At 66.5% G+C, this 21,937-nt stretch carries 19 protein-coding genes; 10 read left to right on the top strand and 9 right to left on the bottom strand.

Annotated features, from left to right (window positions below; translation table 11 throughout):
• Window positions 1-9: 9 nt before the first annotated feature.
• Window positions 10-1,824, bottom strand: coding sequence for a class I poly(R)-hydroxyalkanoic acid synthase (gene phaC, locus XINFAN_RS10990; protein WP_124086897.1), 1,815 nt, complete (start codon window positions 1,822-1,824; stop codon window positions 10-12).
• A gap of 124 nt (window positions 1,825-1,948) precedes the next feature.
• On the opposite strand from phaC, the gene phaZ reads away from it, so the two are divergent.
• Window positions 1,949-3,241: a polyhydroxyalkanoate depolymerase gene (gene phaZ, locus XINFAN_RS10985; RefSeq protein ID WP_124086895.1), complete on the top strand. Its 1,293-nt coding sequence runs from the start codon at window positions 1,949-1,951 to the stop codon at window positions 3,239-3,241.
• Between the two features lie 88 nt (window positions 3,242-3,329).
• On the opposite strand, the gene XINFAN_RS10980 is transcribed toward phaZ, so the two are convergent.
• The 4 genes from XINFAN_RS10980 to XINFAN_RS10965 all read right to left on the bottom strand — a co-directional run bounded on the left by XINFAN_RS10980 (window position 3,330) and on the right by XINFAN_RS10965 (window position 6,025).
• Window positions 3,330-3,530 carry a hypothetical protein gene (locus tag XINFAN_RS10980; RefSeq protein ID WP_124086893.1) on the bottom strand — a complete coding sequence of 67 codons (201 nt, stop codon included), beginning with the start codon at window positions 3,528-3,530 and terminating at the stop codon, window positions 3,330-3,332.
• On the bottom strand, window positions 3,527-4,495 hold the full coding sequence (locus XINFAN_RS10975) for an alpha/beta hydrolase (RefSeq protein WP_124086891.1): 969 nt from the start codon (window positions 4,493-4,495) through the stop codon (window positions 3,527-3,529). Before XINFAN_RS10975 ends, XINFAN_RS10980 begins: the two co-directional genes overlap by 4 nt.
• A complete protein-coding gene (locus tag XINFAN_RS10970; protein WP_124086889.1) occupies window positions 4,495-5,250 on the bottom strand; it encodes an alpha/beta fold hydrolase in 756 nt (251 codons plus the stop codon). The genes XINFAN_RS10975 and XINFAN_RS10970 overlap by 1 nt, the downstream gene beginning before the upstream one ends.
• Before the next feature lie 115 nt (window positions 5,251-5,365).
• The gene (locus tag XINFAN_RS10965) at window positions 5,366-6,025 is read right to left on the bottom strand and encodes a DNA-3-methyladenine glycosylase I (RefSeq protein ID WP_124086887.1); all 660 of its coding nucleotides are present in this window, start codon (window positions 6,023-6,025) and stop codon (window positions 5,366-5,368) included.
• A gap of 170 nt (window positions 6,026-6,195) precedes the next feature.
• On the opposite strand from XINFAN_RS10965, the gene thrS reads away from it, so the two are divergent.
• Both thrS and XINFAN_RS10955 read left to right on the top strand, forming a co-directional pair.
• Window positions 6,196-8,142 (top strand): threonine--tRNA ligase, encoded by a 1,947-nt coding sequence (gene thrS, locus XINFAN_RS10960; protein ID WP_124086885.1) that lies wholly within the window; start codon window positions 6,196-6,198, stop codon window positions 8,140-8,142.
• 283 nt (window positions 8,143-8,425) lie between these two features.
• Window positions 8,426-8,632 carry a cold-shock protein gene (locus XINFAN_RS10955; protein ID WP_124086883.1) on the top strand — a complete coding sequence of 69 codons (207 nt, stop codon included), beginning with the start codon at window positions 8,426-8,428 and terminating at the stop codon, window positions 8,630-8,632.
• Window positions 8,633-9,168: 536 nt separating this feature from the next.
• Here XINFAN_RS10955 and XINFAN_RS10950 read toward each other — a convergent pair.
• From XINFAN_RS10950 to thyX, 3 genes are all read right to left on the bottom strand, one after another.
• Entirely contained in the window at window positions 9,169-9,495 is a 327-nt protein-coding gene (locus XINFAN_RS10950) for an arsenate reductase family protein (protein ID WP_124086881.1), read from the bottom strand.
• A gap of 3 nt (window positions 9,496-9,498) precedes the next feature.
• Window positions 9,499-9,843, bottom strand: a complete 345-nt coding sequence (locus XINFAN_RS10945) for a hypothetical protein (protein WP_124086880.1) — start codon at window positions 9,841-9,843, stop codon at window positions 9,499-9,501.
• Between the two features lie 68 nt (window positions 9,844-9,911).
• Complete coding sequence (gene thyX / locus XINFAN_RS10940; protein ID WP_124086878.1) at window positions 9,912-10,832, bottom strand: FAD-dependent thymidylate synthase; 921 nt, start codon at window positions 10,830-10,832, stop codon at window positions 9,912-9,914.
• A 125-nt stretch (window positions 10,833-10,957) separates the two neighbouring features.
• Here thyX and XINFAN_RS10935 point away from each other — a divergent pair, with 125 nt between their 5' ends.
• From XINFAN_RS10935 to XINFAN_RS10910, 6 genes are all read left to right on the top strand, one after another.
• Window positions 10,958-12,076, top strand: coding sequence for a hypothetical protein (locus tag XINFAN_RS10935; RefSeq protein WP_124086876.1), 1,119 nt, complete (start codon window positions 10,958-10,960; stop codon window positions 12,074-12,076).
• A 15-nt stretch (window positions 12,077-12,091) separates the two neighbouring features.
• Window positions 12,092-13,501, top strand: coding sequence for a surface lipoprotein assembly modifier (locus XINFAN_RS10930; protein ID WP_124086874.1), 1,410 nt, complete (start codon window positions 12,092-12,094; stop codon window positions 13,499-13,501).
• A gap of 97 nt (window positions 13,502-13,598) precedes the next feature.
• On the top strand, window positions 13,599-14,027 hold the full coding sequence (locus XINFAN_RS10925) for a VOC family protein (protein ID WP_124086872.1): 429 nt from the start codon (window positions 13,599-13,601) through the stop codon (window positions 14,025-14,027).
• A gap of 60 nt (window positions 14,028-14,087) precedes the next feature.
• Window positions 14,088-15,848, top strand: coding sequence for a DUF4153 domain-containing protein (locus tag XINFAN_RS10920; protein ID WP_124086869.1), 1,761 nt, complete (start codon window positions 14,088-14,090; stop codon window positions 15,846-15,848).
• A gap of 75 nt (window positions 15,849-15,923) precedes the next feature.
• Window positions 15,924-16,505: a heme NO-binding domain-containing protein gene (locus XINFAN_RS10915; protein WP_124086867.1), complete on the top strand. Its 582-nt coding sequence runs from the start codon at window positions 15,924-15,926 to the stop codon at window positions 16,503-16,505.
• Window positions 16,506-16,507: 2 nt separating this feature from the next.
• Complete coding sequence (locus XINFAN_RS10910; protein ID WP_233352193.1) at window positions 16,508-17,587, top strand: GGDEF domain-containing protein; 1,080 nt, start codon at window positions 16,508-16,510, stop codon at window positions 17,585-17,587.
• A gap of 946 nt (window positions 17,588-18,533) precedes the next feature.
• Here XINFAN_RS10910 and XINFAN_RS10905 read toward each other — a convergent pair.
• Window positions 18,534-19,331 carry a lytic murein transglycosylase gene (locus tag XINFAN_RS10905; protein ID WP_435530866.1) on the bottom strand — a complete coding sequence of 266 codons (798 nt, stop codon included), beginning with the start codon at window positions 19,329-19,331 and terminating at the stop codon, window positions 18,534-18,536.
• 272 nt (window positions 19,332-19,603) lie between these two features.
• Between XINFAN_RS10905 and XINFAN_RS10900 the strand changes: the two genes are divergently transcribed.
• The gene (locus XINFAN_RS10900; protein ID WP_160144593.1) at window positions 19,604-21,562 is read left to right on the top strand and encodes an AI-2E family transporter; all 1,959 of its coding nucleotides are present in this window, start codon (window positions 19,604-19,606) and stop codon (window positions 21,560-21,562) included.
• Window positions 21,563-21,937: the final 375 nt, after the last annotated feature.

Below are 21,937 nucleotides of genomic sequence, written 5' to 3'. Positions count from 1 at the left end.
GCGCAGACCTCAGGGCATCAGCTTCGGAACGGCGGTCACATAGGTGCCGGGCGCAGGGGCCAGCACCGGATTGTCGGGGCCGCCCGGGGTGCGCGCCTTCACCTTCGGCCCCGAGGCGTCGGCCAGCCATTCCGCCCAGCGGGGCCACCAGCTGCCCGGGTTCTTCGTGGCGCCCGCGAGCCAGTCCTCGGGCCGGCCCGCGACCGGCGCCTCGCTGGTCCAGTGGCCGTATTTGCCTTTCGAGGGCGGGTTGATGATCCCGGCGATATGGCCCGATTCCGACAGGATGAAGGTCTTGTCCTTCGATCCCATCTGTTTCACGCCGTTGAAGCTGCCCCGCCAATGCGCGATGTGGTCGGTCTCGCAGGCCACGGCGCAGAGCGGCACTCTGACATCCTTCAGCCGCACCGGCTCGCCGAACACCTTGAACTCGCCCTGCGAGAAGCCGTCGCGCTGGCACAGGCCGCGCAGATATTCCACCGCCATCTTCGCCGGCAGGTTGGTGGAATCGCCGTTCCAGAACAACAGATCGAAGGCCGGCGGCGCCTCGCCCAGCATGTAGCTTTTGATCGCGGGGGTGTAGATCAGGTCGTTCGAGCGCAGGAACGAGAAGGTCCGCTGCATGAACAGCCGCGACAGGATACCGTCCTGGCCGGTCTGGCGCTCGATCCCGTCGACGAAATCGTCGTCGAGGAACACCCCAACCTCGCCCGGATCCGAGAAGTCGGTCAGCGTGGTGAAGAAGGTCGCCGTCTTCACCGTCTTGTCGCCCGCCTTGTGCAGATGCGCCAGCGTCAGCCCGAGCGTGGTGCCGGCGATGCAGTAGCCCACGGCGTTGATCTGCTTTTCGCCGGTGATGCGGCGCACCTCGGTCATGGCGCGCAGATAGCCCTCGCGGATATAGTCGTCCATGCCGACATCCGCGTAAGACGCGTCGGGGTTGACCCAGGACACCACGAACAAGGTGAAACCCTGATCCACGATCCATTTGATCAGCGAATTCTGCGGCTTCAGATCCATGATGTAGAATTTGTTGATCCAGGGCGGAAAGATCAGCAGCGGCACCTTGTGCACCTTGTCGGTGGTGGGCGCATACTGGATCAGCTCGAACATCCGGTTGCGGTAGACCACCGCGCCCCCGGTGGTGGCGAGATTGCCGCCCACGGAGAAGGCCTCCTTATCGGCCAGCGTCACGATCAGCTCGCCGTTGTTGGCCTCGATGTCGCGCACGAGGTTCTCCAGCCCCTTCACGAGGCTCTCTCCATCGGTCTCGACCGCGCGTTCCAGCGCATCGGGATTGGTGCCAAGGAAATTCGTCGGCGAGAACATGTCGACGATCTGACGGGTGAAATATTCCACCCGGCGCCGGTCCTCGTCGCCGATCGCGTCCATATCGCCGATCGCGGTGGTGACCGCATCGGCGTTCAGCTGATACTGCTGCTTGAGATAGTTGAAGAACGGATGCGTCTGCCACAGGGGGTTCGAGAAACGGCGGTCCCCCGGGCCGGGATCGGGGGGGGCACGGAACTCGCCCTGGGCCAGCACCTGCTGGGCCTCGACGTAATGTTTCAGCGTCTTGCCCCAGTAGCCGATCTGGTGTTCCAGCACTTTCGCGGGGTCGCGCATCATGCCGGCGAACCAGGCGGCGGCGGCTTTCATATAGACATCTGCGGCCGGTCCGTTCAGCGCGGGATCATGCGCCCGGCGTGCTGCCAGTGCAGCCGTCAGGCGCTGCGACAGCTCTTCGATCCGGGCCAGATTGGAGTTCAACCGTTCCAACCTTGCTACACTTTCCGAATCTTCTTTTTTACCGGCAGTTGTCATACAAAAATTTCCCCCCTAAATTTGCTGCCGCGCAGCATCACGTCGCCAGCCCCGCGATCCCGTCCGCCCCTGGCCCCGCGAAGCGAATAGTGCCGGGCATGCCCCCGGGGTCATGGAGACGCAAGTGAAGTATACGGCCACCTACGATCTTATGGAAAGCGTCCGCAACACGAATGAGTGGCTGGGCGCTTCGGTGCAGGCATTCGCGAGTTATCCCCTGTTCGCGCTTTCCATGAATCCGATGCTGCCGATGATGGCGGCCTGGGGCAAAGTCACCGAGCGCAGCTTCGCGCGGATGGTGGCGAAACCCGACTGGGGCATCCGCTCGGTCGTCGGCCCCGATGGACAGGACCATCTGGTCGACGAGAAGGTGGTGGTCGAGCGGCCCTTCGGCAATCTGGTGCAGTTCTTCGTGCGCCGCCGCGCGCCGATGGCGCGGCGCATCCTGCTGGTCGCGCCGATGTCGGGCCATTACGCCACGCTTCTGCGCTCGACCGTGGCCTCGCTTCTGCCCGATGCCGATGTCTGGGTGACCGACTGGCACAATGCGCGCGACATTCCGGTCAGCGCAGGCAAGTTCGATGTCGAGGACTATACGCTTTATATCGCCGATTTCCTGCGCGAACTCGGCCCCGACACCCATGTGATCGCGATCTGCCAGCCGGTGCCGCTGGTGCTGGCCGCCACCGCCTGGCTTGCCGCCGAGGATCCCGACGCGCAGCCGCGCTCGCTGACGCTGATGGGCGGGCCGGTCGATCCCGATGCGGCCGCGACCGAAGTCACCGATTTCGGCCGCCGGGTGACCATGGGCCAGCTGGAGCAGACGATGATCCAGCGCGTCGGCTTCAAATACAAGGGCGCCGGACGGCTGGTCTATCCGGGGCTGTTGCAGCTTGCCGGGTTCATCTCGATGAACGCCGAGCGCCATTCCGGCGCCTTCACCGAGCAGATCCTGCGCGAGGCGCGGGGCGAGGCCTCGGACCACGATGCCCACAACCGCTTTTACGACGAATATCTGGCGGTGATGGACATGACCGCTGAATTCTACCTCTCGACCGTCGAGCGTATCTTCAAAAATCGCGAGATCGCCCGCAACGTCTTTGCGGTGAAGGGCAAGCGTGTCGATATCGGTGCCATCACCCGGGTGGCGGTGAAGATCGTCGAGGGCGAGAAGGACGACATTTCCGCCCCCGGCCAGTGCCTCGCCGCGCTGGATCTGCTGACCGGCCTGCCCGAATCGAAAAAGGCCCGGCATCTGGAGCCCGGGGCCGGCCATTACGGCATCTTCGCGGGCAAGTCCTGGCGGCTCAACATCCGCCCCCTGGTGCTGGATTTCATCGACGCCAATTCCGCCGCGCCGCGGCCCGAGCGCAAGCCGGCGAAAGCGGTGACGCCGATCCGTCTGGCCTCGGCCTGAAGAGCGCCGCGGGCAAGGCCCGCGGCTGCCTCCGGCGGGGATATTTAAGAACAGAAAATGACAGGGGCGCGGGTTTTTGCCGGGCCGGTCATCCGGCGAGGGCGGTGATCGGCCGGGCCTCGCGCGGCGATGGCGACGGGGGAGTAGCGGATCGGTGGCGATCCGCGTCACCCTTTTCGGGCCGGCGGCGCAACAGGCCGATCTGCCCGCCTCCCGGGTCCGAAACCTGCGGCATGGCGCCCCGTGCATCGGCCATGAAGCCGGGAATGACGACGAGGAGCGCGCTCATAACGCCTGCGCCCAGGCGATGATCAGCGCGGTGACTGCCTCGCTCTGGCCGGGCGAGAAGATGTCGCCCGCGATCACATGGGCGAAGGGATCGTCCCCCGCCTGCATCCGGCGTTCCTCGATCTGCACCGTTCCGCCCCAGGCGGCCCCGACCGGCGCGAGCGCGGCGGGGTCGACGATGGCGTCGTCGGGTGACAGGATCGCCAGCAGCGGTATTTTCGCCGCTGCGTAATCCTGCGCGCGGGCCTCGCGCATCAGTGCGGCCACCGGAAAGAGCGCCGCGGTGGGAAACTCCGTCGCCCAGTATTTCGCGTGAGCCGGGTTCACTGCCGCCACATGTTGGGTGGAGCCGAGCAGCAGCGGCGCCCAGAGCCGGGGGAAGGGCGCGTCCATCATCAGGTTCGACGGCGCATGCAGCGCGAAGGCGGGAGAGATCAGCACCACCCCCGCCATGTCGCGCGACAGATCCGGGTCGGTCGCGGCGATGGCCGCCAGCGTGCCGCCCAGCGAGGTGCCGATCACGATGACGCGCCCGCCGATCCGGCGCCCGATCGCCATGGCCTCGTCCATGTCCTGGATCCAGTCGCCTGCGCTGGCCTCGGTCATCGCCTCGCCGGCGCGGCCCTGGCCCGCGAGCCGGGTGTAAAAGAGATTGGCGCCAAGCGCGCGGGCCACCTCGTCAGGGACCGGGCGGATCTCTTCGGCCGAGGCCGCGAAGCCGTGGATATAGACGATGGAGAGCGGTGTCCTCGCGCCGCGCCCGCCCGCCCAGAGGATGCGTTTCACTGCGCCCGGGCGGATGTCGGCGTAGCGCTGTTCGCTGAGATGCAGCCAGAGGTCGGGGTCCTCACCCAGCACCGAGGTGTCGAAGGCGACCCCGCGCTCCACCCCTTCGCGCGGGGCGAGAAACCAGAGCCCGGCAAGGATGAGCGCAAGCGCGGCGAGGATCGCGGCGGCGCGGCGCATCAGGCGGCGGCCCGGGTCACGTCGAGGATGCTGGCGGCGATCAGGGCGAGGCAGTCGGGGCTGGAAAAGCGGTGGTCGGCGCCTTTGACCAGGGTCAGCCGCAGGTCGGGGCTGTCGATATGGCCGAGGAGCCGCAGCGCCTCGGATTGCGGCACGTCGGTATCCGCGGTGCCCTGCAACAGCCGCACCGGGAAGGGCAGCGGCAGCGGGCGGTCGAGCACGCGGTTCTGCGCGCCGTCCTCGAACAGCCGGCGGGTGAAGATATAGGGCTCGTCCGAGTAATCCGAGGGCAGGGCGAGCCGGCCCGAACGGCTGGTTTCGGCGCGCTGGTCCTCGGACAGTTCCGCCCAGGTGCGGGTGGTGAAATCCGGGGCGGCGGCGATGCCGACGAGGCCCGCGACCCGTTCCGGCGCCGCGCGTGCGAGCAGGAGCGAGATCCAGCCGCCCATCGACGAGCCGACGAGGATCTGCGGACCGCTGGTGCGGGCTTCGATCACGGCGCGGGCGTCTCCGGCCCAGTCTCCGATGCAGCCATCCTCGAAATCGCCCGAGGACCGGCCGTGGCCGGAATAGTCGAAGCGCAGGAAAGCGCGGCCCTGTTCCCGCGCCCAGGCTTCCAGAAACAGCGCTTTCGAGCCCTCCATGTCCGAGCGGAAACCGCCGAGGAACACGATGCCGGGCAGGCCGCTGTCCTGGCCCGGGCTCTGGTTGAAGGCGAGCCTGCGGCCCTGGGGTGAGGTGAGGTATTCGGTCAACTGCTTCTCCTTCAGGGGCGACACAAGGCTGGCAGAGCGCGCGCCGCGCCGCAAGCGGGGGCCGATTTCTTTGAAGAAATCGGTCCGGAAACCGTATCGGTTTCCGGGCGCCGGGTCAGCCGTCGATGCTTTGCGCCAGCACCCGGCCGATGGTGTTGAACGGCAGACCGCTTTCCGCGCGCCAGCGGTTGAACGCCTGCTGGATCGCCTTCATCGCTTTGGCCGAGGTGGCGGGGCCGTCGATCACCCCTTCGGCCTTCAGCCGCGCCACCACGTCCGATGTGAGCACGTAGCTTTCCTTGCCCATATGGCGCAGCATATACTGCCCGGTGGTGCCGCCGAGCCGGCTGCCCTCTCTGCCAAGCCAGGCCAGCAGACCGGCGAAATCCTCGTCGGGCCAGTCGGCGACGCGGCGGCCGAAGCCGGGGTTTTCGCGCAGGAATACCGCATTGTGCCGGATCGCGAGGATCTTCGGCCCCGAGCGGATCACCCGGGCGTCGGAGACGAGAGCGTCGATCCTGTCGTCGTCGTAAAGCGAGACGCGGCCGGGGTCGAAACCGTCGAACGCGGCCTCGATGCCGGGCCATTTGTTCCCGACCACCTTCCAGCTGATCCCGGCCTTGAGGATGCCGCGCGCCATGGCGGCGAGCCAGCGGTCATCGGGGATGGCGGCGAGGTCTTCGCGCGGCAGCGGGCCGGCGGCGCCCGCCAGCACCGCGTCGGATCCGCCCTTGCGGGCCGCGGCAATCGCCAGGATCTCTGTGAGGCTGCGCATCCGTTTCCTCTTTTCGCGCAGGCTGGCAGAGGCGGCGCAGGGGCGCAAGATTTTCTGCCGCCCGCCCGCCCCACGCTTGACGCCGCGCGCGTGACGGCGCAAAGGAGCGCCATCATACATACCCGCAACCGGGCGTTCCGTGGGCGCCAGACCGACGAGGAGAAAGGCCGATGGCCCAGATTTCCCTGACATTTCCCGATGGCAATATCCGTCATTACGAGGCGGGGGTGACTCCGGCCGAAGTCGCGGCCTCGATCGCGCCGTCGCTGGCCAGGGCCGCGATCTCGGCCCAGGTCGATGGCAGGCACTGGGATCTGGCCTGGCCGATCCAGGCGGATGCCGCGATCTCGATCAACACGATGAAGGACGAGGCCCCGGCGCTGGAGCTGATCCGTCACGATCTGGCGCATATCATGGCGCGCGCGGTCCAGGAAATCTGGCCCGATGTGAAGGTGACCATCGGCCCGGTGCGCGATCAGGGCTGGTTCTACGATTTCGACCGGGCCGAGCCGTTCACGCCGGAAGACCTCGGCGAGATCGAGGCGCGGATGAAGCAGATCATCAACGCCCGCGACCCTGTCAAAACCGAACTCTGGGACCGCGAGCGCACCCGGAAATACTATGAAGAGCGCGGCGAGCCTTTCAAAATCGAACTTCTGGACCGGATTCCGGAAGGCGAGGACATCCGCATGTACTGGCATGGCGACTGGCAGGATCTCTGCCGGGGGCCGCATCTTGCCCATACCGGCCAGGTGCCGGCGGATGCGTTCAAACTGACCCATGTCGCAGGCGCCTACTGGCTGGGCGACGCCTCGCGCCCCATGCTGCAACGGATCTACGGCGTGGCGTTCAGGAACCGCGAGGATCTGAAGGCGCATCTGACCATGCTGGAAGAGGCCGCGAAACGCGACCACCGCAAGCTGGGCCGTGAGATGGACCTGTTCCACCTCCAGGAAGAAGCGCCGGGCATGGTGTTCTGGCACCCGAACGGCTGGCAGATCTGGCGCGGCCTTGAGGATTTCATGCGCGGCCGTCTGCGCGTGGCCGGATACAAGGAGATCCGCACGCCCCAGGTGGTGGACCGTGTGCTCTGGGAGAAATCCGGCCACTGGGAGGCCTACCGCGAGAATATGTTCATCGTCGAGGTGGACGAGGAAGGCGCGAAGGAAAAGCGCGTCAACGCGCTGAAACCGATGAACTGCCCCTGCCATGTGCAGGTCTACAACCAGGGCCTCAAATCCTACCGCGATCTGCCGCTGCGCCTCGCGGAATTCGGCTCGTGCCACCGCTACGAATCCTCGGGCTCGATGCACGGGCTGATGCGGGTGCGCGGTTTCACCCAGGACGACGCGCATATCTTCTGCACCGAAGAGCAGATCGAATCGGAATGCGCGGGTTTCATCAGCCTGTTGTCCTCGGTCTACCGCGATCTGGGGTTCGACAAGTTCGACATCAAGCTCTCGACCCGCCCCGAGGTGCGCATCGGCACCGACGAACAATGGGACAAGGTGGAGGGCGCGCTGAAAGGCGCCATCGAGAATCTGGGCCTGCCCTATGAGATCAACCCCGGCGACGGCGCCTTCTACGGGCCGAAGCTCGATTTCAAACTGACCGACGCCATCGGCCGCGAATGGCAATGCGGCACCTTCCAGGTCGATCCGAACCTGCCCGAACGGCTGGGCGCGGAATATATCGGCGAGGATGGCGGCAAGCACCGGCCCTATATGCTGCACCGCGCGATCCTCGGCTCATTCGAGCGGTTCATCGGCATTCTGATCGAGAACTATGCCGGGAAGCTGCCGTTCTGGCTGGCGCCGCGTCAGGTGGTGGTGGCCTCGATCGTCTCGGATGCCGACGATTATGTGCTGGAAGTGACCGAGGCGCTGAAAAAGGCGGGCGTGCGGGCCGAGGCCGATACCCGCAACGAGAAGATCAACTACAAGGTGCGCGAGCATTCGGTCGGCAAGGTGCCGGTGATCCTGGCCGTGGGCATGAAAGAGGTGGCTGAGCGGACGGTCTCGTTGCGCCGGCTGGGCGAGACCAGGACCGAAAGCCTCGGGCTCGATTCCGCGGTGCAGACGCTGGCATATGAGGCGCTGCCGCCGGCGCCAGGCTGAGCCGGCAGAGGCCGGAGCGGCGGCAAAAGCGGGCCGGGCGGCGGGCGATTCGCCCGCTTCCGGCGGCCAAAGCGGCGTGCGAAGGGGCGATTTTCCCCTGCGCAGCGGCGAATCGCGCCGGTTTTGTGGCATATTTCTTGATTTCCATTCGCGCCGTGTCATCCTCACCTCAGTAACGACAGACTTTCTGACTAGCCTCTCACTGACGAAAGGCCCGGAAGACCTGGCGGCTACGCCCGGGAAGCAATACCGCGGCCCGGGGGGTTTGAAGGGAGAGACGGGAATGCCGACTGGCACCGTGAAATGGTTCAACGCAACGAAGGGTTTTGGCTTCATTGCGCCGGATGACGGCGGCAAGGATGTCTTCGTGCATATCTCGGCGGTCGAACGGGCCGGGCTGAAAGGCCTCAACGACAATCAGAAGATCGAATACGAACTTCAGTCGGGTCGCGACGGGCGGTCCTCGGCGGGCGATCTGAAACTGCTCTGAGCAAGGGCGCAGGAATATCCGCCAGCCCGCAGATGGCTGCGGGCTGGCCTTTTGCTTTCCAGGCCCGGATCGCGGTTTTCCGGGCGCTGCCGGCCGGAGCGGGTTTGGCTGCTGTTCCCGTCGTTCAGACCGTTCCCGGCTCTGCGGCGTTCGTTTCGGAGCCGAGGCCCAGGCTGTTCTTCTTTGTAACCCGGGGCCGTGCAGGCGGGCCGTTCTGCCGCGCCGGGCCGCGCGTTCCTTGTCATTTATGACCTTGACCGCTCGGGTCTCCTGAATTGCCGGGGGGGCGTGATCGCCCTGGCAGCCCGGGACCGGGATCTTATCGCAGATGTGCCAGCGCTTGTTGCGGCCCGGATCGGGCGAAGCGTTTCTCCGGCGCAGGCACGATAGCGGCCCTGGCACCCTGGCGATTTCTTGCTGGCGCGCTTTCAGGGGGCACCGGCATTTCCCGATGGCCCTGCGCCCGGCGTCTGACCTCCTGCGGATTTGCGGGGCCCGCTATGGCGCGAAACCACGCGCTTCCAACCGCTTGCCGCTTATGCGGTCAGCGCCGCCTGCGTGGCCTCGTCCCAGCCGAGATGCCAGTTCCCGCCGTCGCGGATCAGCGGGCGTTTCATCACCGCGGGCTGCGCGGCGATCTGCGCCTCGGGCTCCGAGGCTTTCAGGAAATCCGAGAAGCCGCGGTATGTCGTCGATTGCCGGTTCACCGCGCGCTCGCCGAATTCGGTGACGATCTCTGCGATTTCCGCCTCGCTCAGCGGATCCTTGCGGATGTCGCGGAAGGTGACGCTCTTGCCTGCGGCCTCAAGCGTTTTCAGCGCCTTCTTGCAGGTGTCGCAGGTCGGGATGCCGTAAAGGATCATGGTTCACTCCGGTTTCGCGCAGATCACGCGGTAGCCCTGCAATACGGAATCTTCGCCATTCTCCCGCACCAGATCCACCGGGGCGAGCGTGCCTTCGCCGACCGCGCTGCGCCCCCGGGCCGCGCAAAGCGGCGCGACGGCGCGGATCGCGGTGGGCGCATCGACGAAGCCCGGGCGGAACAGCACCGCGTAACGGTCCTGCGAGAGTTTCAGCACATGGGTCTGATAGCGCGCCCAGGGACCATCGACCCGGGTGCGCTCCGCTTCGTCGCGGAAATCCTCATAGAACATCTGCGCCGCGGCGGGCGAGGCGATGAGCAGCGCAACGGCGGCAACGCGCAAGAGCATGGAAACCTCCTGTCTTTACGGGGCAGGGTAGCCGATGGGCGCGGGGGCACAAGGGGTCAGGCGCGGCATCAGCCCCAGAGCGCCGTGAACTCGCGCCATTCGCCTTTCGACATGCCGCTTGCGGCCTCGTCCACCGTTTCCCCGGCGAGGCGGCGTTTCAGCACCGCGACGGCCTTGGCCGACAGCGTGGCACCGCCGAGGCGGTAATCCTCGAAAGCGGCGTAGGCCAGCGGCACCCAGTCCTTCACGCAGGCGGCGATGGCCTCGGCATAGACGCGGATCTCGTATTGCGCATGCGGATCGGCGCGCAGCCGCAGGAAGTGGAACAGGTTGTGCAGATCCACTTTCCAATACCATTGGGTATAGACATTCGCGGGCAGGTTCATCCGCGCCAGCTCGCGCGCGAGGCCCTGCTGAGGGCTTCCGTCAGGTTGGGCCTGGCCGAGCATCCCCTCGTAGTTGTCATAGGCGCGGTTGGCGTCGGATTTCAGGATCTCCAGCACCCGCGCGGCCTCTTCGCCTGCGAGGGTCTCGCCGCGGCCCTGGTTGTTGACCTTCGACTGCGCCGCCAGGTTCTCGGGGGCCGGAATGTAGAATTCGCGGTCCAGCACCGAATAGCGCGCGGAATATTCGTTCACGTTGGCGGTGCGGTGACGGATCCACTGCCGCGCGACGAAGACCGGCAGTTTGACGTGCAGTTTCACCTCGCACATCTCGAAGGGCGAGGAATGCCAGTGCCGCATCAGATAGCGGATCAGCCCCTCGTCGTTCGAGACATGTTTCGTGCCCGCCCCGTAAGACACCCGCGCGGCCTGGACGATGGCGCTGTCGTCGCCCATGTAATCCACCACCCGGATGAAGCCGTGATCGAGCACCGGATGGGCACGGTAGAGATGCGCCTCCATCCCCTCGGAGACGGCGCGCAGCGTCGGGCGCGGATGGGCGCGGGCGGATTCGATCTCGGCCTCTTGTTCGGGGGTCAGCGCCATGGGGTCCTCCGGGTGAATCATCTGAAACCCGGTCTAGCGTGAAGGCAGAGACGATCAAAGGGACAAACCGGCGCGGGGGCCTGGCAACAAGATCTGGTGGCAGAGCGTGAAAGCGCCGCGAAATCATGCTGATGCGAGAGGGACACGGGCGGCCGCTAAAGGTGCGGCATGTGGATTCGTCTTTGACTTTCAAGGGGTTTGGCGGCAATCCTGCTGTGGATTTCTTCACGGGGTTTCATCTCATGTTTCGTCCGGTCGTATATGCGTTTTTCACCTCCGCCCTGCTCGCCGGATGCGGGGGAAGCACCAACCCCTTCGTTGGAGATCCGGCTGAACCTGAGCCTCCCATCCCAAATCCCGATCCCAATGCGCCCAGTATGGATACGATCACCCGCGACATGCGGGGGTTTCGCTATGACGGTACCACGCTTGAGATCGACATGGCCGGGGTCAGTTCTTCCGGCCGATACGGGGTTTTCAAACGTCGGCAGCAGATGGATATCCCCTCGCATCATGGCCAGCCAGCCTATCTGGCCTATGAGTATCAGGAAACCAACATGAACCGCTCTTTCTTGGCCTATGTGGCTGAGAATGCGCGAGGGAATCTGGTCGCGATTGCCGCAGCAGACGGCGGCCAGTTCAACGAATTTAACGGTGGAGGTGCTATCCGGGTCGTCGCGTACACGCGCCCGACCGGCATCCCCGACACGAGCCCGACCCCGGGGCCGGAGACGGGAGTGATGAACTATTACGGCAGCTATGGCGGGGTATTCATCCCGGGACCGCTTGACCCCCAAGGATCGCCGCGTCCGGGTGAGTTCCATCCCGGTGAGCCGCTCAGCACCCGTGGAGAGGTTCAGGTCAGCGCGCGTTTCACCCAAACCGGGAGTGGGGATACCGTCGAAGGTGGTATTGCCAACCGCACCGTTTGGGACCGCGAAGGTAATCAGGTGACGACGCTGGTTTTCAGCGATGGTTCGACGGTGGATACAACGACGCTCCCCAGTCTTGTGTTGCGTGAGACATCGATCAACAGCGATGGCGGCTTCCTCGGAAATGTCGAGCTCAGGGGCGGCGACAGTGTCGGGACTTACGCCGGCAATTTCGGGGGCAATGGCGCTACGGATGTTGCGGGGGTGATATACATCAGCCCGATCGGTCGCGATGGTGTCCATGAGTATGGCGTGTTCAACATTCCTCGTTGTGACACTGCGGGCGCCTCGCCGATCTGTACGCCGCGCTGAGTGAAGGGCGGGGGTATGAGCCGCCTTTCGGCGATTGTCGGAATCGGGAAGCTGTTGGCGATGCTTCCGGTCGTATATCTGCTCGGGATTCCCGCTGTCACCGCCGACGTTTTGCGCGTCACACCCGATGAAGCCCTGCTGACCGCGCGCGAAGCCTGGCGTGCAGGCGACTATGAGGTGGCGAACCGTATCGCGCGGGCGCTGCTACTGGCTGATCCTGACAGTGTTTATGTCCAGCTTCTGCTCGCTTCGACCGAGCCAAAGCTCGGTCGTCCGCAAGAGGGGCTCACTGCCGGGCGTAAGGCCTGGAAGATCGCGCGTGAAGAAGAGGCTGGTAAAGCGCTGCGCTATGAAATCGCGCGCACCACGGCACTTGCCGCCCTTGGCGATGACCGGCCGATGCTGGCGCAATTCTGGCTGCGACGTTCGCTTGATGTCGCACCCGACGACAAGGCGTATGAGCAGTCTGGACAGGATCTGGCCTGGGTGCGCAATCGCACACCCTGGCGCTGGTCGATAGATTTGGAAGCCGGGCCTAGCGACAATTTGAATGGCGGCGCCCGCGATGACGTTTTCCGAATTGGTGATTTCGATCTGGGCACACTTGACGATGGCGCCGAGGCGCTTTCAGGGCACCGCGCCAATCTGCGCTTCGGGGTGCAACGGATCCTTCCGGCCAGCGCCACCGCGCAGTCGGTGCTGAGCTTCTCGCTGGAGATGGTGAAAAACCGGATCGACGGCGCGTCACAGGCTAAAGCGGGGTCGGTGCGTTCGCGCGATCTGGATCGTTCGCGTATCGCTCTGGGCTTGCGTCGGGACATGCTGGTGGGGGCTGCCGAGCGGCCCGTCAGCCTTCGGACGGAAGTTGGTTACAACTGGATCGCGGGTGAAAGAGCCGGCCCCCATCTCGGCTTTGAAGCTCAGGCGCTCGGCTGGAGCGGCGCAGACGGATCGCTCTGGGTGGCGATCGAGGTCGAGCGCAACTGGCGCGATACGGCTCCCGAGGTTATAGATGTCGCCACAGTGGCCCTGATTGGCGAGCGGCCGATCCGAGGAGGCGAGGGGCGGCTCAGCCTTGCGCTGACCGGAGAGATCATGCGATCAGATTACGTCAATTCCACTTACGATTCTGCACATATTTCGCTTGGGGTGGATCCGGGCTGGACGCTTGGTCCGGGCAAGCTTTCTTTCAATGCCTTTGCAGGTTGGCGCGATTACGAGAATTACTCATTGGGTTTCGCTTGGGTCACCGGCGGGCGAACAGACAGATCGTTGGGTGTTTCTGTGGATGTGGCGCTTGAGGCCTGGGATGTGATGGGCTTTGCTCCTGTGGTTAGTCTGCGTCATGGGCGCACGGAATCCAATGTCAGCCGATTCGAAACATCGACGACCTCGGTTTCTTTCGCAATATCCTCGGTGTTCTGAGCCGCGAGCGCGGTAACGACCCCGCCGGGGCGGGAAGCGCCCACTGTCGCCTGGGGCGCCGATGTGGTAAGTCTCTGCCGTGACAGGAGGTTTTCCCATGACGATCCGTTATCTCCATACCATGGTCCGGGTGCTCGACCTGGAAAAGACCATGGCGTTCTTCCGGCTTCTGGGGCTGGAGGAAACCCGGCGCATCGACAACGAGGGGGGGCGTTTCACCCTGGTGTTCATGGCGCCGCCGGGCCAGCCGGAATGCCCGGTCGAGCTGACCTTCAACTGGGACGGCGACGACGGTCTGCCCTCGGACAGCCGCCATTTCGGCCATCTCGCCTATGAGGTCGACGATATCTACGCCACCTGCGCCCATCTGCAAAAGAACGGCGTCACGATCAACCGCCCGCCGCGCGACGGGCGGATGGCCTTCGTGCGCAGCCCCGACAATGTGTCGGTGGAACTGCTGCAAAAGGGCGGTGCCCGCGCGCCTGAGGAACCCTGGGCCTCGATGGGCAACACCGGCCACTGGTAAGCGGCCGGCCCCGGCCCGGCCGGGGCGGCGTGACATGCGAAATCCGAATCCGAGGTGGTCATGAGTGGACCTGTTCCGACCCGCTGGGCCTTTGCGATCTGCGGCGCCGCTGCCGGGCTTGCGGTCTGGCTGCTGGCCGAGGCGGCCGAAAACGATCTGCTGGGCGAGCGCCTGACCTTGTTCCTTGCCGTGCTGATCAGCGTCTTCACCGGCGCCTTCTTCGCGATGGCGGGCACCCTGCGGCTGCGCGGCGCGGCGTTCAGGGCGGCGCCGCTCTCGCTGATGACCGCGGGCCTCGTCTGGCTGGTGTCGATGCGCTGGCCCGGGGTCGAGGGGCTCTTCGGGACGCCCGCGCCGCTGCTTGCAGGTTTTGCGGTGGCGGTGCTGCCGGTTCCTTTCCTGCTGGCCGAGGCCAGCCGCGGCAACTGGCGCGACTACCCCGCGCTGTTCGGTATCTCCTGGACGATCTTCGTGCGCGCCATGGTGGCGGCGGCCTTCACCGGCGCGGTCTGGCTGGTGATCCTGCTCTCCTCCGCGCTGCTGGAGATGGTCGGCATCACCGTGATCCGCGATCTGCTGTTGCGCGACGGGATGCCGCTGGTGATCTCCGGCGCGGCCTTCGGCCTCGCGGTGGCGGTGGTGAACGAACTGGCAGAACATCTCTCGCCGCGCCTCGTCCACTGGCTTTTGCGGCTTTTGCTGCCGGTGGTGACGGTGGTTTCCGCCGTGTTCACCGGCGCGGCGCTGATCCGTGGCTTTGACGACGGCTTCCCGGGCCTGTCGCCCGCGGCGGCGCTTCTGGCGATGGCGGCGGCGGGGATCCTGCTGGTGACGGTGGCGCTGGACGCCGACGATGCCGAGGCGACGCAGAGCCCCGTCCTGTTGTGGTCGGCGCGGGCCATGTCGCTTTTGCTGCCGGTGCTGGCGGGGCTGGCGTTTTGGGCGGTCTGGATCCGCATCGCCGCCTATGGCCCGACGCCCACGCGCCTTCTGGTGCTGGTGCTGGTGCTGATCGCGCTGGTCTACGGCCTGGTCTATGCGGCGGCGATTCTGCGCGGCCGGGGCTGGGCCGGGCATATCCGCGCCGCCAATCCCTGGCTGGCGCTCGGGGTGATCTGCGCGGCGGTGCTGTGGATGACGCCGGTTGTGGATGCCGAGGCGATCTCGGCCCGCGCTCAGGCGGGGCGGGTGATCGCGGGCGATAAATCGCTGGAGGATATGGGATATTCCGGTTTCCGGGCCTGGGGTTTCGCGGGCGAACGCGCGATGGCGCGGATCGGGGATCACGCGCTTGCCGAAGGCGACGAGGCGCTCTTGGCGTCGGTGCGCGCCTTGCAGGCCGGGGATTACGGCGGGTTTTACGGCACGGTGCAGACCGATTCGTCTTCGCGCCGGCCCGCATTGATCACCGAACTGGAAAGCCTGCTGCCGGTGCAGCCCGACTCCGCATCCGGCACGAAGACGATGCTCCTGGGCGAGATGGAGGAATGGGATCTCGACCAGATCCTTTCTGCCTGCCAGAATGTTCTGGACGGGCGGCCGGGCTGTCTGATGGTGGTCGCCGATCTTTTGCCCGAGGTGCCGGGCGAAGAGGCGGTGATTCTGCTGGCGCACCAGGCCTGGACCGAGGGCTACGGGCTGATGCCGGGCCCCTCGGGCGGCGTGATGCGGCTGGATCTGCGCGGCAGCGACGGCAGCCGCCTTTACACCGAACAGCTTACCGGGCTGCTGACGCTCTGGCAGGTGGCGCCCCCGCCGCTGGCGCCGGCGCGGATCAACCAGCTCGGGACCGGGGGCGAGGGGATCTTCTTCGTTCCCTGAGGCGGCGGGTCGTCCTGGATAAGTTCTTAACCTTTGCGCTCTAGCCTTGGCGGGGCAACGGCAGGGGCTTGCGCGATGTATGGTCTGATTTTGCGCGCGTTACAGGGTTATGTGCTGACCACATTCGGCCAGGCCGCATGGCAGCGGATCCTGTCGCGCGGCCGTTTCCCGTCCTCGGGGTTCGAGCCGCTGCTGCCTTACGATTCGCTGGTTCTGGACCAGGTGCTGGCCCTCAGTTCGGCAGAGCTGGATCGCCCGGTGCCTGCGATTCTCGAAGATCTGGGCACGTCGATCATCGCGGGTCCGCATTGCGCGGCGCCGCGCCGGCTGTTGCGGTTCGGCGGCGCGGGGTTCACCGATTTCCTGCTCTCGCTTGAGGAACTGCCCGACCGCGCCCGGCTGGCGCTGCCGGAACTGGACCTGCCCGATCTTCGTCTGGATGAGGTGGGGCCGGGGCTTTACCGGCTGACCGCCCGTGGCGCTCCGATGGAGCTGGGGCCGCTGATGACGGGGGTGCTGACCGCGATGGCAGACGATTACGGCGCCCTCGTCCTGATCGAGCCCTGGCTTTGCGCTCAGGGGCCGGCGCTGACCATCCGCCTGCTTGAGGCGCGGTTCGCCGAAGCGCGCCGGTTTGAATTGTCCAGAGCGGGCTGATCATGGGGCATGAACCGTCGCCGCCGCGGGCGGAACAGGAAGCGGGGCTGGCGCTCGATCCGGCGATGCTGGCGCGGCTGATGCCGATGCATCTGATTCTGTCCGGGGACGGCACGATCCGGGCCGCCGGGCCGCTGATCCGCCGGATGTTTCCCGGAACCGAGATCAGGGGCCGCTCGCTGTTTTCCCTCTTCGCCTTGCGCGGCCCGTCGCAGATCACCTGCGTGGCCGGGCTGATCGCGCGCGACGGGCAGAAATTCCGCATGGTGCCGCAGGGTGGCGGGCTGCGGCTGCGCGGCGTCGCGGTGCCTCTGGCGCGGGATGCGGGGGTGCTCGTCAACCTGACCTTCGGCATCGACATCATGCGCGCGGTGGATCAGCTGGATCTGACCGACACCGATTTCGCCGCAACCGATATGACGATGGAACTGCTTTACCTGGCCGAGGCCAATGCGCTGGTGATGGGCGAGATGCGCGCGCTCAGCCGCCGGCTGGAGGGCGCGCGGCGCCAGGCCGAGGACGAGGCGCTGACCGATCCGCTGACCGGGTTGCGCAACCGCCGCGCCTGCGACGCCTTCCTGGCCGGCCTTTGCCGCGAGGGGACGGCTTTCGCCCTGCTGCATCTGGATCTGGATTTCTTCAAACAGGTGAACGACCATCACGGCCATGCCGCGGGCGATCAGGTGCTGACGGCGGTCGCGGCGATCCTGCGTGGCCAGACCAGGACCCGCGATTGCGTCGCGCGGGTCGGCGGCGACGAATTCATCGCGGTCCTGCCCGAACTGACCAACGAGACCCGGCTGCGCGCGCTTGCGCAGGAGGTGGTCGGGCAGATTTCGCGTCCGGTCCCGTATCGCGACACGCTCTGTCGGGTCTCGGCCAGCGTCGGGATGGTGACGGTCCCGCCCGGCCTTTACCCCGACCCCGCCCAGGTTCTCGCCGATGCCGATGCGGCGCTTTACGCGGCCAAGGGGGCCGGGCGTGGCCGCGTCGCCTGGGCGCAGGATCTGGGACTCGGGCCGGGCGCGGGGCGGAGCCGCGGCGGAAACGCAGATGAGGCGGGTCTGGATGCCCGCGAATGACGGAACGGATCTCGCGCGCGGGGGCCGGACGGCCATGGCCGCAGCGATCCGAAACTCCGAGCGGGGAAAGGACGCCCGGGCCTTCCGGCAACGGTGTTGCGACGGGGCATAAGGATTGGTGGGCTGCCGGAGAGCATGCCGGGAGAAAGGATCCGTGCGGAAACCTTGCCGGGGCGCCGCCCCTTTGCGCCGATGACCCGGCGATATGGCAGAAGTGCCATGCGCTTTGGAACTCCGGTCGCATGACGTTCCCGACGCATCGTCCCGGAAACCGGAGCATTCCCGGCCGGCGAGGGAATGGGGTATTCACAGCAGTGAATTGGCTGCGGCCTCCCGAGAAAATGCCCGGCATCTTTGGGCATGGAAAGGCCCCCGCTTCGGATCGGACGGCGTCTTCGCAGCCGGGTATTCTCCTGCGCCCCGGGGATCGCCGCGGGAGAGCGGTCGGCCGGGACTTTGGCCTTCCGCCGGGGCGGGACCGTCCGCGGACGAGTATTCTTCGCAACCACTGAAGCCGCCCCTCAGGACTTCCGTGGCCTGTCTGTTGGTCCGGTGCCGCTTCGGGAGCGCAAGTCGTAGCGGCGAAATTTTATGGGGAGGGGGGCGCCGGGGCAGAACGACGCCCTGTGCAGGCTGGCTTTCAGGGATTTTCAGGCTGATCTGATCGCTTCCTGGCGGCTTTCCCGGGAACCGGAGCCGCCGCAGCGGCCCCATCGGCGCAGGCAGAGGCCGGCACGCGCGGGTTCACTTCGTCGGTCGCCGGGCGCTGAGTGATCGCGGCCCGGCTGTTGATCCGAGGGTTTCAACGCGGTTTCCCGGGAGTGGAACCCGCATCTCATCGCAGGGATTTCTGCCGTGCTCTTTGCCGAGCGCGAAGTCCGGGCCTTCTGTCCGTCAGGAGCGCGTCGCCGGGCCGTCTCCGGCCCGGTGTTCATGGCGCTGCGGCTCAGCCGTCGATCCGTTTGCCCATGATGGCGATCGCCTGCTGGTAGACCGTCGCCGCGTTCCACTCGCGGATCACCGCGAAATTCGGCTCGCCCTCCTGATAGCCGAGACCCGGCTGCCAGCCCTTCTGGCGCAGGAAATTCGCGGTCGAGGCCATCGCGTCGGTCACGTTGTTCAGATCGACCCGGCCATCGCCGTTGCCGTCCACCCCGTATTTCAGCGCATTGCCGGGCAGGAACTGGGTATGCCCCAGCTCGCCATGTTTGGCGCCGATGCTTTGCGGGCTGATCGTGCCGCGGTCCACCAGCATCAGCGCGGCCAGCAGATGCGGGGTGAAGAAATCGCTGCGGCGGCAGTCGTAGGACAAGGTGGCGATGGCCGAGACCACGTTGGTGTCGCCCATGAAACCGCCGAAAGCGGTCTCCATCCCGTGGATCGCGAGCAGCACCCCGGCCGGCACGCCGTATTGCCGTTCCAGCGCGGCGTAGAAATCGGGGTTCTTCGCCTTGCGCGCGCGGCCCTGTTTCACGATCGTATCGGCGCCGCGCACCTGCATGAACTTGTCTAGCGTGTATTTGAAGCTCTTCTGGTTGCGGTCGGCCGAGATGGTGGCTTTGGAATATGAGGTCCCCATAAGCGCCCGGATTCCGGCCTCGCCCACGCCGGCGGCGCGGGCCTCCTGGGCCATGACCGGCTTCCATTCCTCATACCGGCCGCCGGTGTCGGCGCAAAAGGCGGCGGCTGCCGGCGGGGCGAGACTGAACAGCAGCGCGGGAACTGCCAGGATACCGGAAAAGATCGAATTGAGACGCACGTGTCCACCTGAAGGCTGATTTGGCCCGCAAGTCTAGTCGGCCCGCCGTCCTGATCAAGCGGTTAACCGCCGGTGCGGCGATGCGCGGGCCCGATATCGGCCCGATCCCCGGGGATCGGGGGCTTTGCGTGACCGGGCCGCCGCAGCGCGCGGTATTTTCCCGGGGCGCGGGAACCTCGGGGCGGCGGTTTGCGTTGGGCGGGGATTGATCGGGGCGCGGGGTGTCTGGCGTGGCGCGGATGCAGGAGGAACAGCCGGTGTCGGAAGAACCCCGGCCCGGTGCGCTTTACGGGATCCGCGATCCGGGCAGTTCCAGGCGCATGACGCTGACCGCGCTGATCGGCGCCGTCATCATCGCCGGCATCCTGCATCTGGGCCGCGACATCTTCCTGCCGCTCGCCGTGGCGATCCTGATCACCTTCGCGCTCTCGCCACTGGTCAGTTTCCTGCGCAACCGCGGCATGCCGATGCTGGCCTCGGTGCTGGTCACGGTGACGGTCGCTTTCGCTGCCATCGGGTTGTTTTTGCTGGTTGTCGTCAGCCAGCTCGGCACGCTGGCGCGGCAATTGCCGGCATTCCAGGCCAATATCGTCACCAAACTGGAGGCCTTGCAGCAAAGCGGCGACGGCAACAGCCTGACCGGGCGGCTGACGCAGATGTTCACCGAGATCAATGCCGAGATCGGCGCGGCGATCCCGGCCGAGGGCGGCGCGACAGCGGGACTGGCAGCGCCGGGGACCGCGGCCGGGTCGGTGCCGGTTCCGGTGACCGTGGTCGAGGATCAGAGCCCCTTCGCCACCCTGACCGATCTGGTGATGCCGCTGGTCAGCCCGATCGGCACCGCCGGGCTGGTGATCGTCGTCGTGATCTTCATGCTGCTCGAACGCGACGAATTGCGCGACCGCTTCATCCGGCTGGTCGGCGCGAGCGACATCCACCGCACCACCCAGGTGCTGGAAGAGGCGGGAAGCCGGGTCGCGCATTACCTGCTGGCGCAGCTTCTGGTGAACACGATCTATGCGGTTCCGATCGGGATCGGGCTCTGGCTGATCGGGGTGCCGAATGCGCTTCTGTGGGGGCTACTGACGCTGGTCTTGCGGTTCGTGCCCTATATCGGCTCGATCCTCGCCGCGGCTTTCCCGCTGTTTCTGGCCTTCGCGGTCTCGCCGGACTGGTCGGCGGTGATCTGGACCGCGGCTTTGTTCATCGTGGTCGAGCTGATCACCTCGAACATCGTCGAGCCCTGGCTTTACGGCTCGCGCACCGGGGTGACGGCGCTGGCGATCATCGTGGCGGCGATCTTCTGGACCTGGGTCTGGGGGCCGATGGGGCTGGTGCTGTCCACGCCGCTGACCGTCTGCCTCGTGGTGCTGGGCCGCCATATCCCGCAGTTCGAGCTGTTCGATGTGATGTTCGGCGACAAGCCGGTGCTGGCGCCGCATATGCGGCTGTATCAGCGGCTGCTGGTGGGCGATGTGACTGAGAGCACCTTCCGCGCAGAAGAGGCTTTGGAAGAGGCCTGGCTTTCGGATTATCACCGCGACGTGGGTCTGCCCGCGCTGCTGCTTGCGCAGCACGATCTGGAGCGCGGCGTGGTGACGCCCGCGCAGGAAGAGCGGCTGACCGTCAGCGCCATGGCTTTCCTCGATGAGCTCGACGCGGTGGTGGAGGAGGAACTGGCCGAGGCCGGGAAAGAGGACGACGCCGAGCCGCTGGCCGGGCCGGGCCGCCAGGTCGCCTTCCTCGGCGGGCGCAGCCGGCTTGACGATGTGGCGGCGCGGATGGCGGCCCAGGCGGCGGCGGCCGAAGGCGCCAGGGTCGAGATCCTGTCCCATGCCGATCTGGCGCCGCGCCGGTTCGCGGCGGTGACGGGGGCGGTGTCGGAGACGATGGTGCTGTCCTTCCTCGACGGGGCGCCCGCGCGCGGCTCGATCCTGCAAATCCGCCGCATCAAACGGGCGGCGCCGGGCAAGAGGGTAGGGGTGGTGATCTGGCAGGGCCCGGAAAGCCCGCTGCACGGCGGCGCGGTCACGCCGGAGAAGATCCGGGAGATCCTCGCCACCGGGGCGGATTTCTGTGTGACCGGGCTTGAGGCGCTCCTGGAAGAGGTTTTCGCCGAACGCCCGCCGGTCGCGCTGCCCGAGACCGCCCCCCGCGCGGCGCGGCGCCGCAGCCGGGGGCGCCTGACCGCGGTGCCGGAACAGATCCCCGCCTGAGCCGCGCGCATGGCGGGAAGGGAAAGAAGGGGCGGCCATCGCTCTCCGCACTCGCACTCCGCACTGTCGGAACTCATGGAGAGCGATGGCCTGGTTTGCATCCGGCTGTGGCGCCGGATGCGCCCGCGCCAGTCTGGGGCTGGCGGCGGTCGTGCGATGCGTTCCGCGGGAAAGGGTCTCCCGCCGGTCTGCCGCCCCTCCGGCTGCCGCCGGCGGGGGGTCAGGCCACGCATCCTGTCGTCATCCGCGGCCGGGCGGCGGCCGGGCAAAGGCGCTTGCGCGCGCCGTTCGCTCTTTCTCCTGATTGCGGATATGGGGGGATGGAACTGCGCGTCCCGGGCCGGCTGCTTCGGGCGGGGCCGGGACGCTCAGTTC

Source organism: Pseudogemmobacter humi (genome assembly GCF_900609055.1).
Classification (GTDB): domain Bacteria; phylum Pseudomonadota; class Alphaproteobacteria; order Rhodobacterales; family Rhodobacteraceae; genus Pseudogemmobacter; species Pseudogemmobacter humi.
This window is presented reverse-complemented; position numbering and strand designations above follow the sequence as displayed.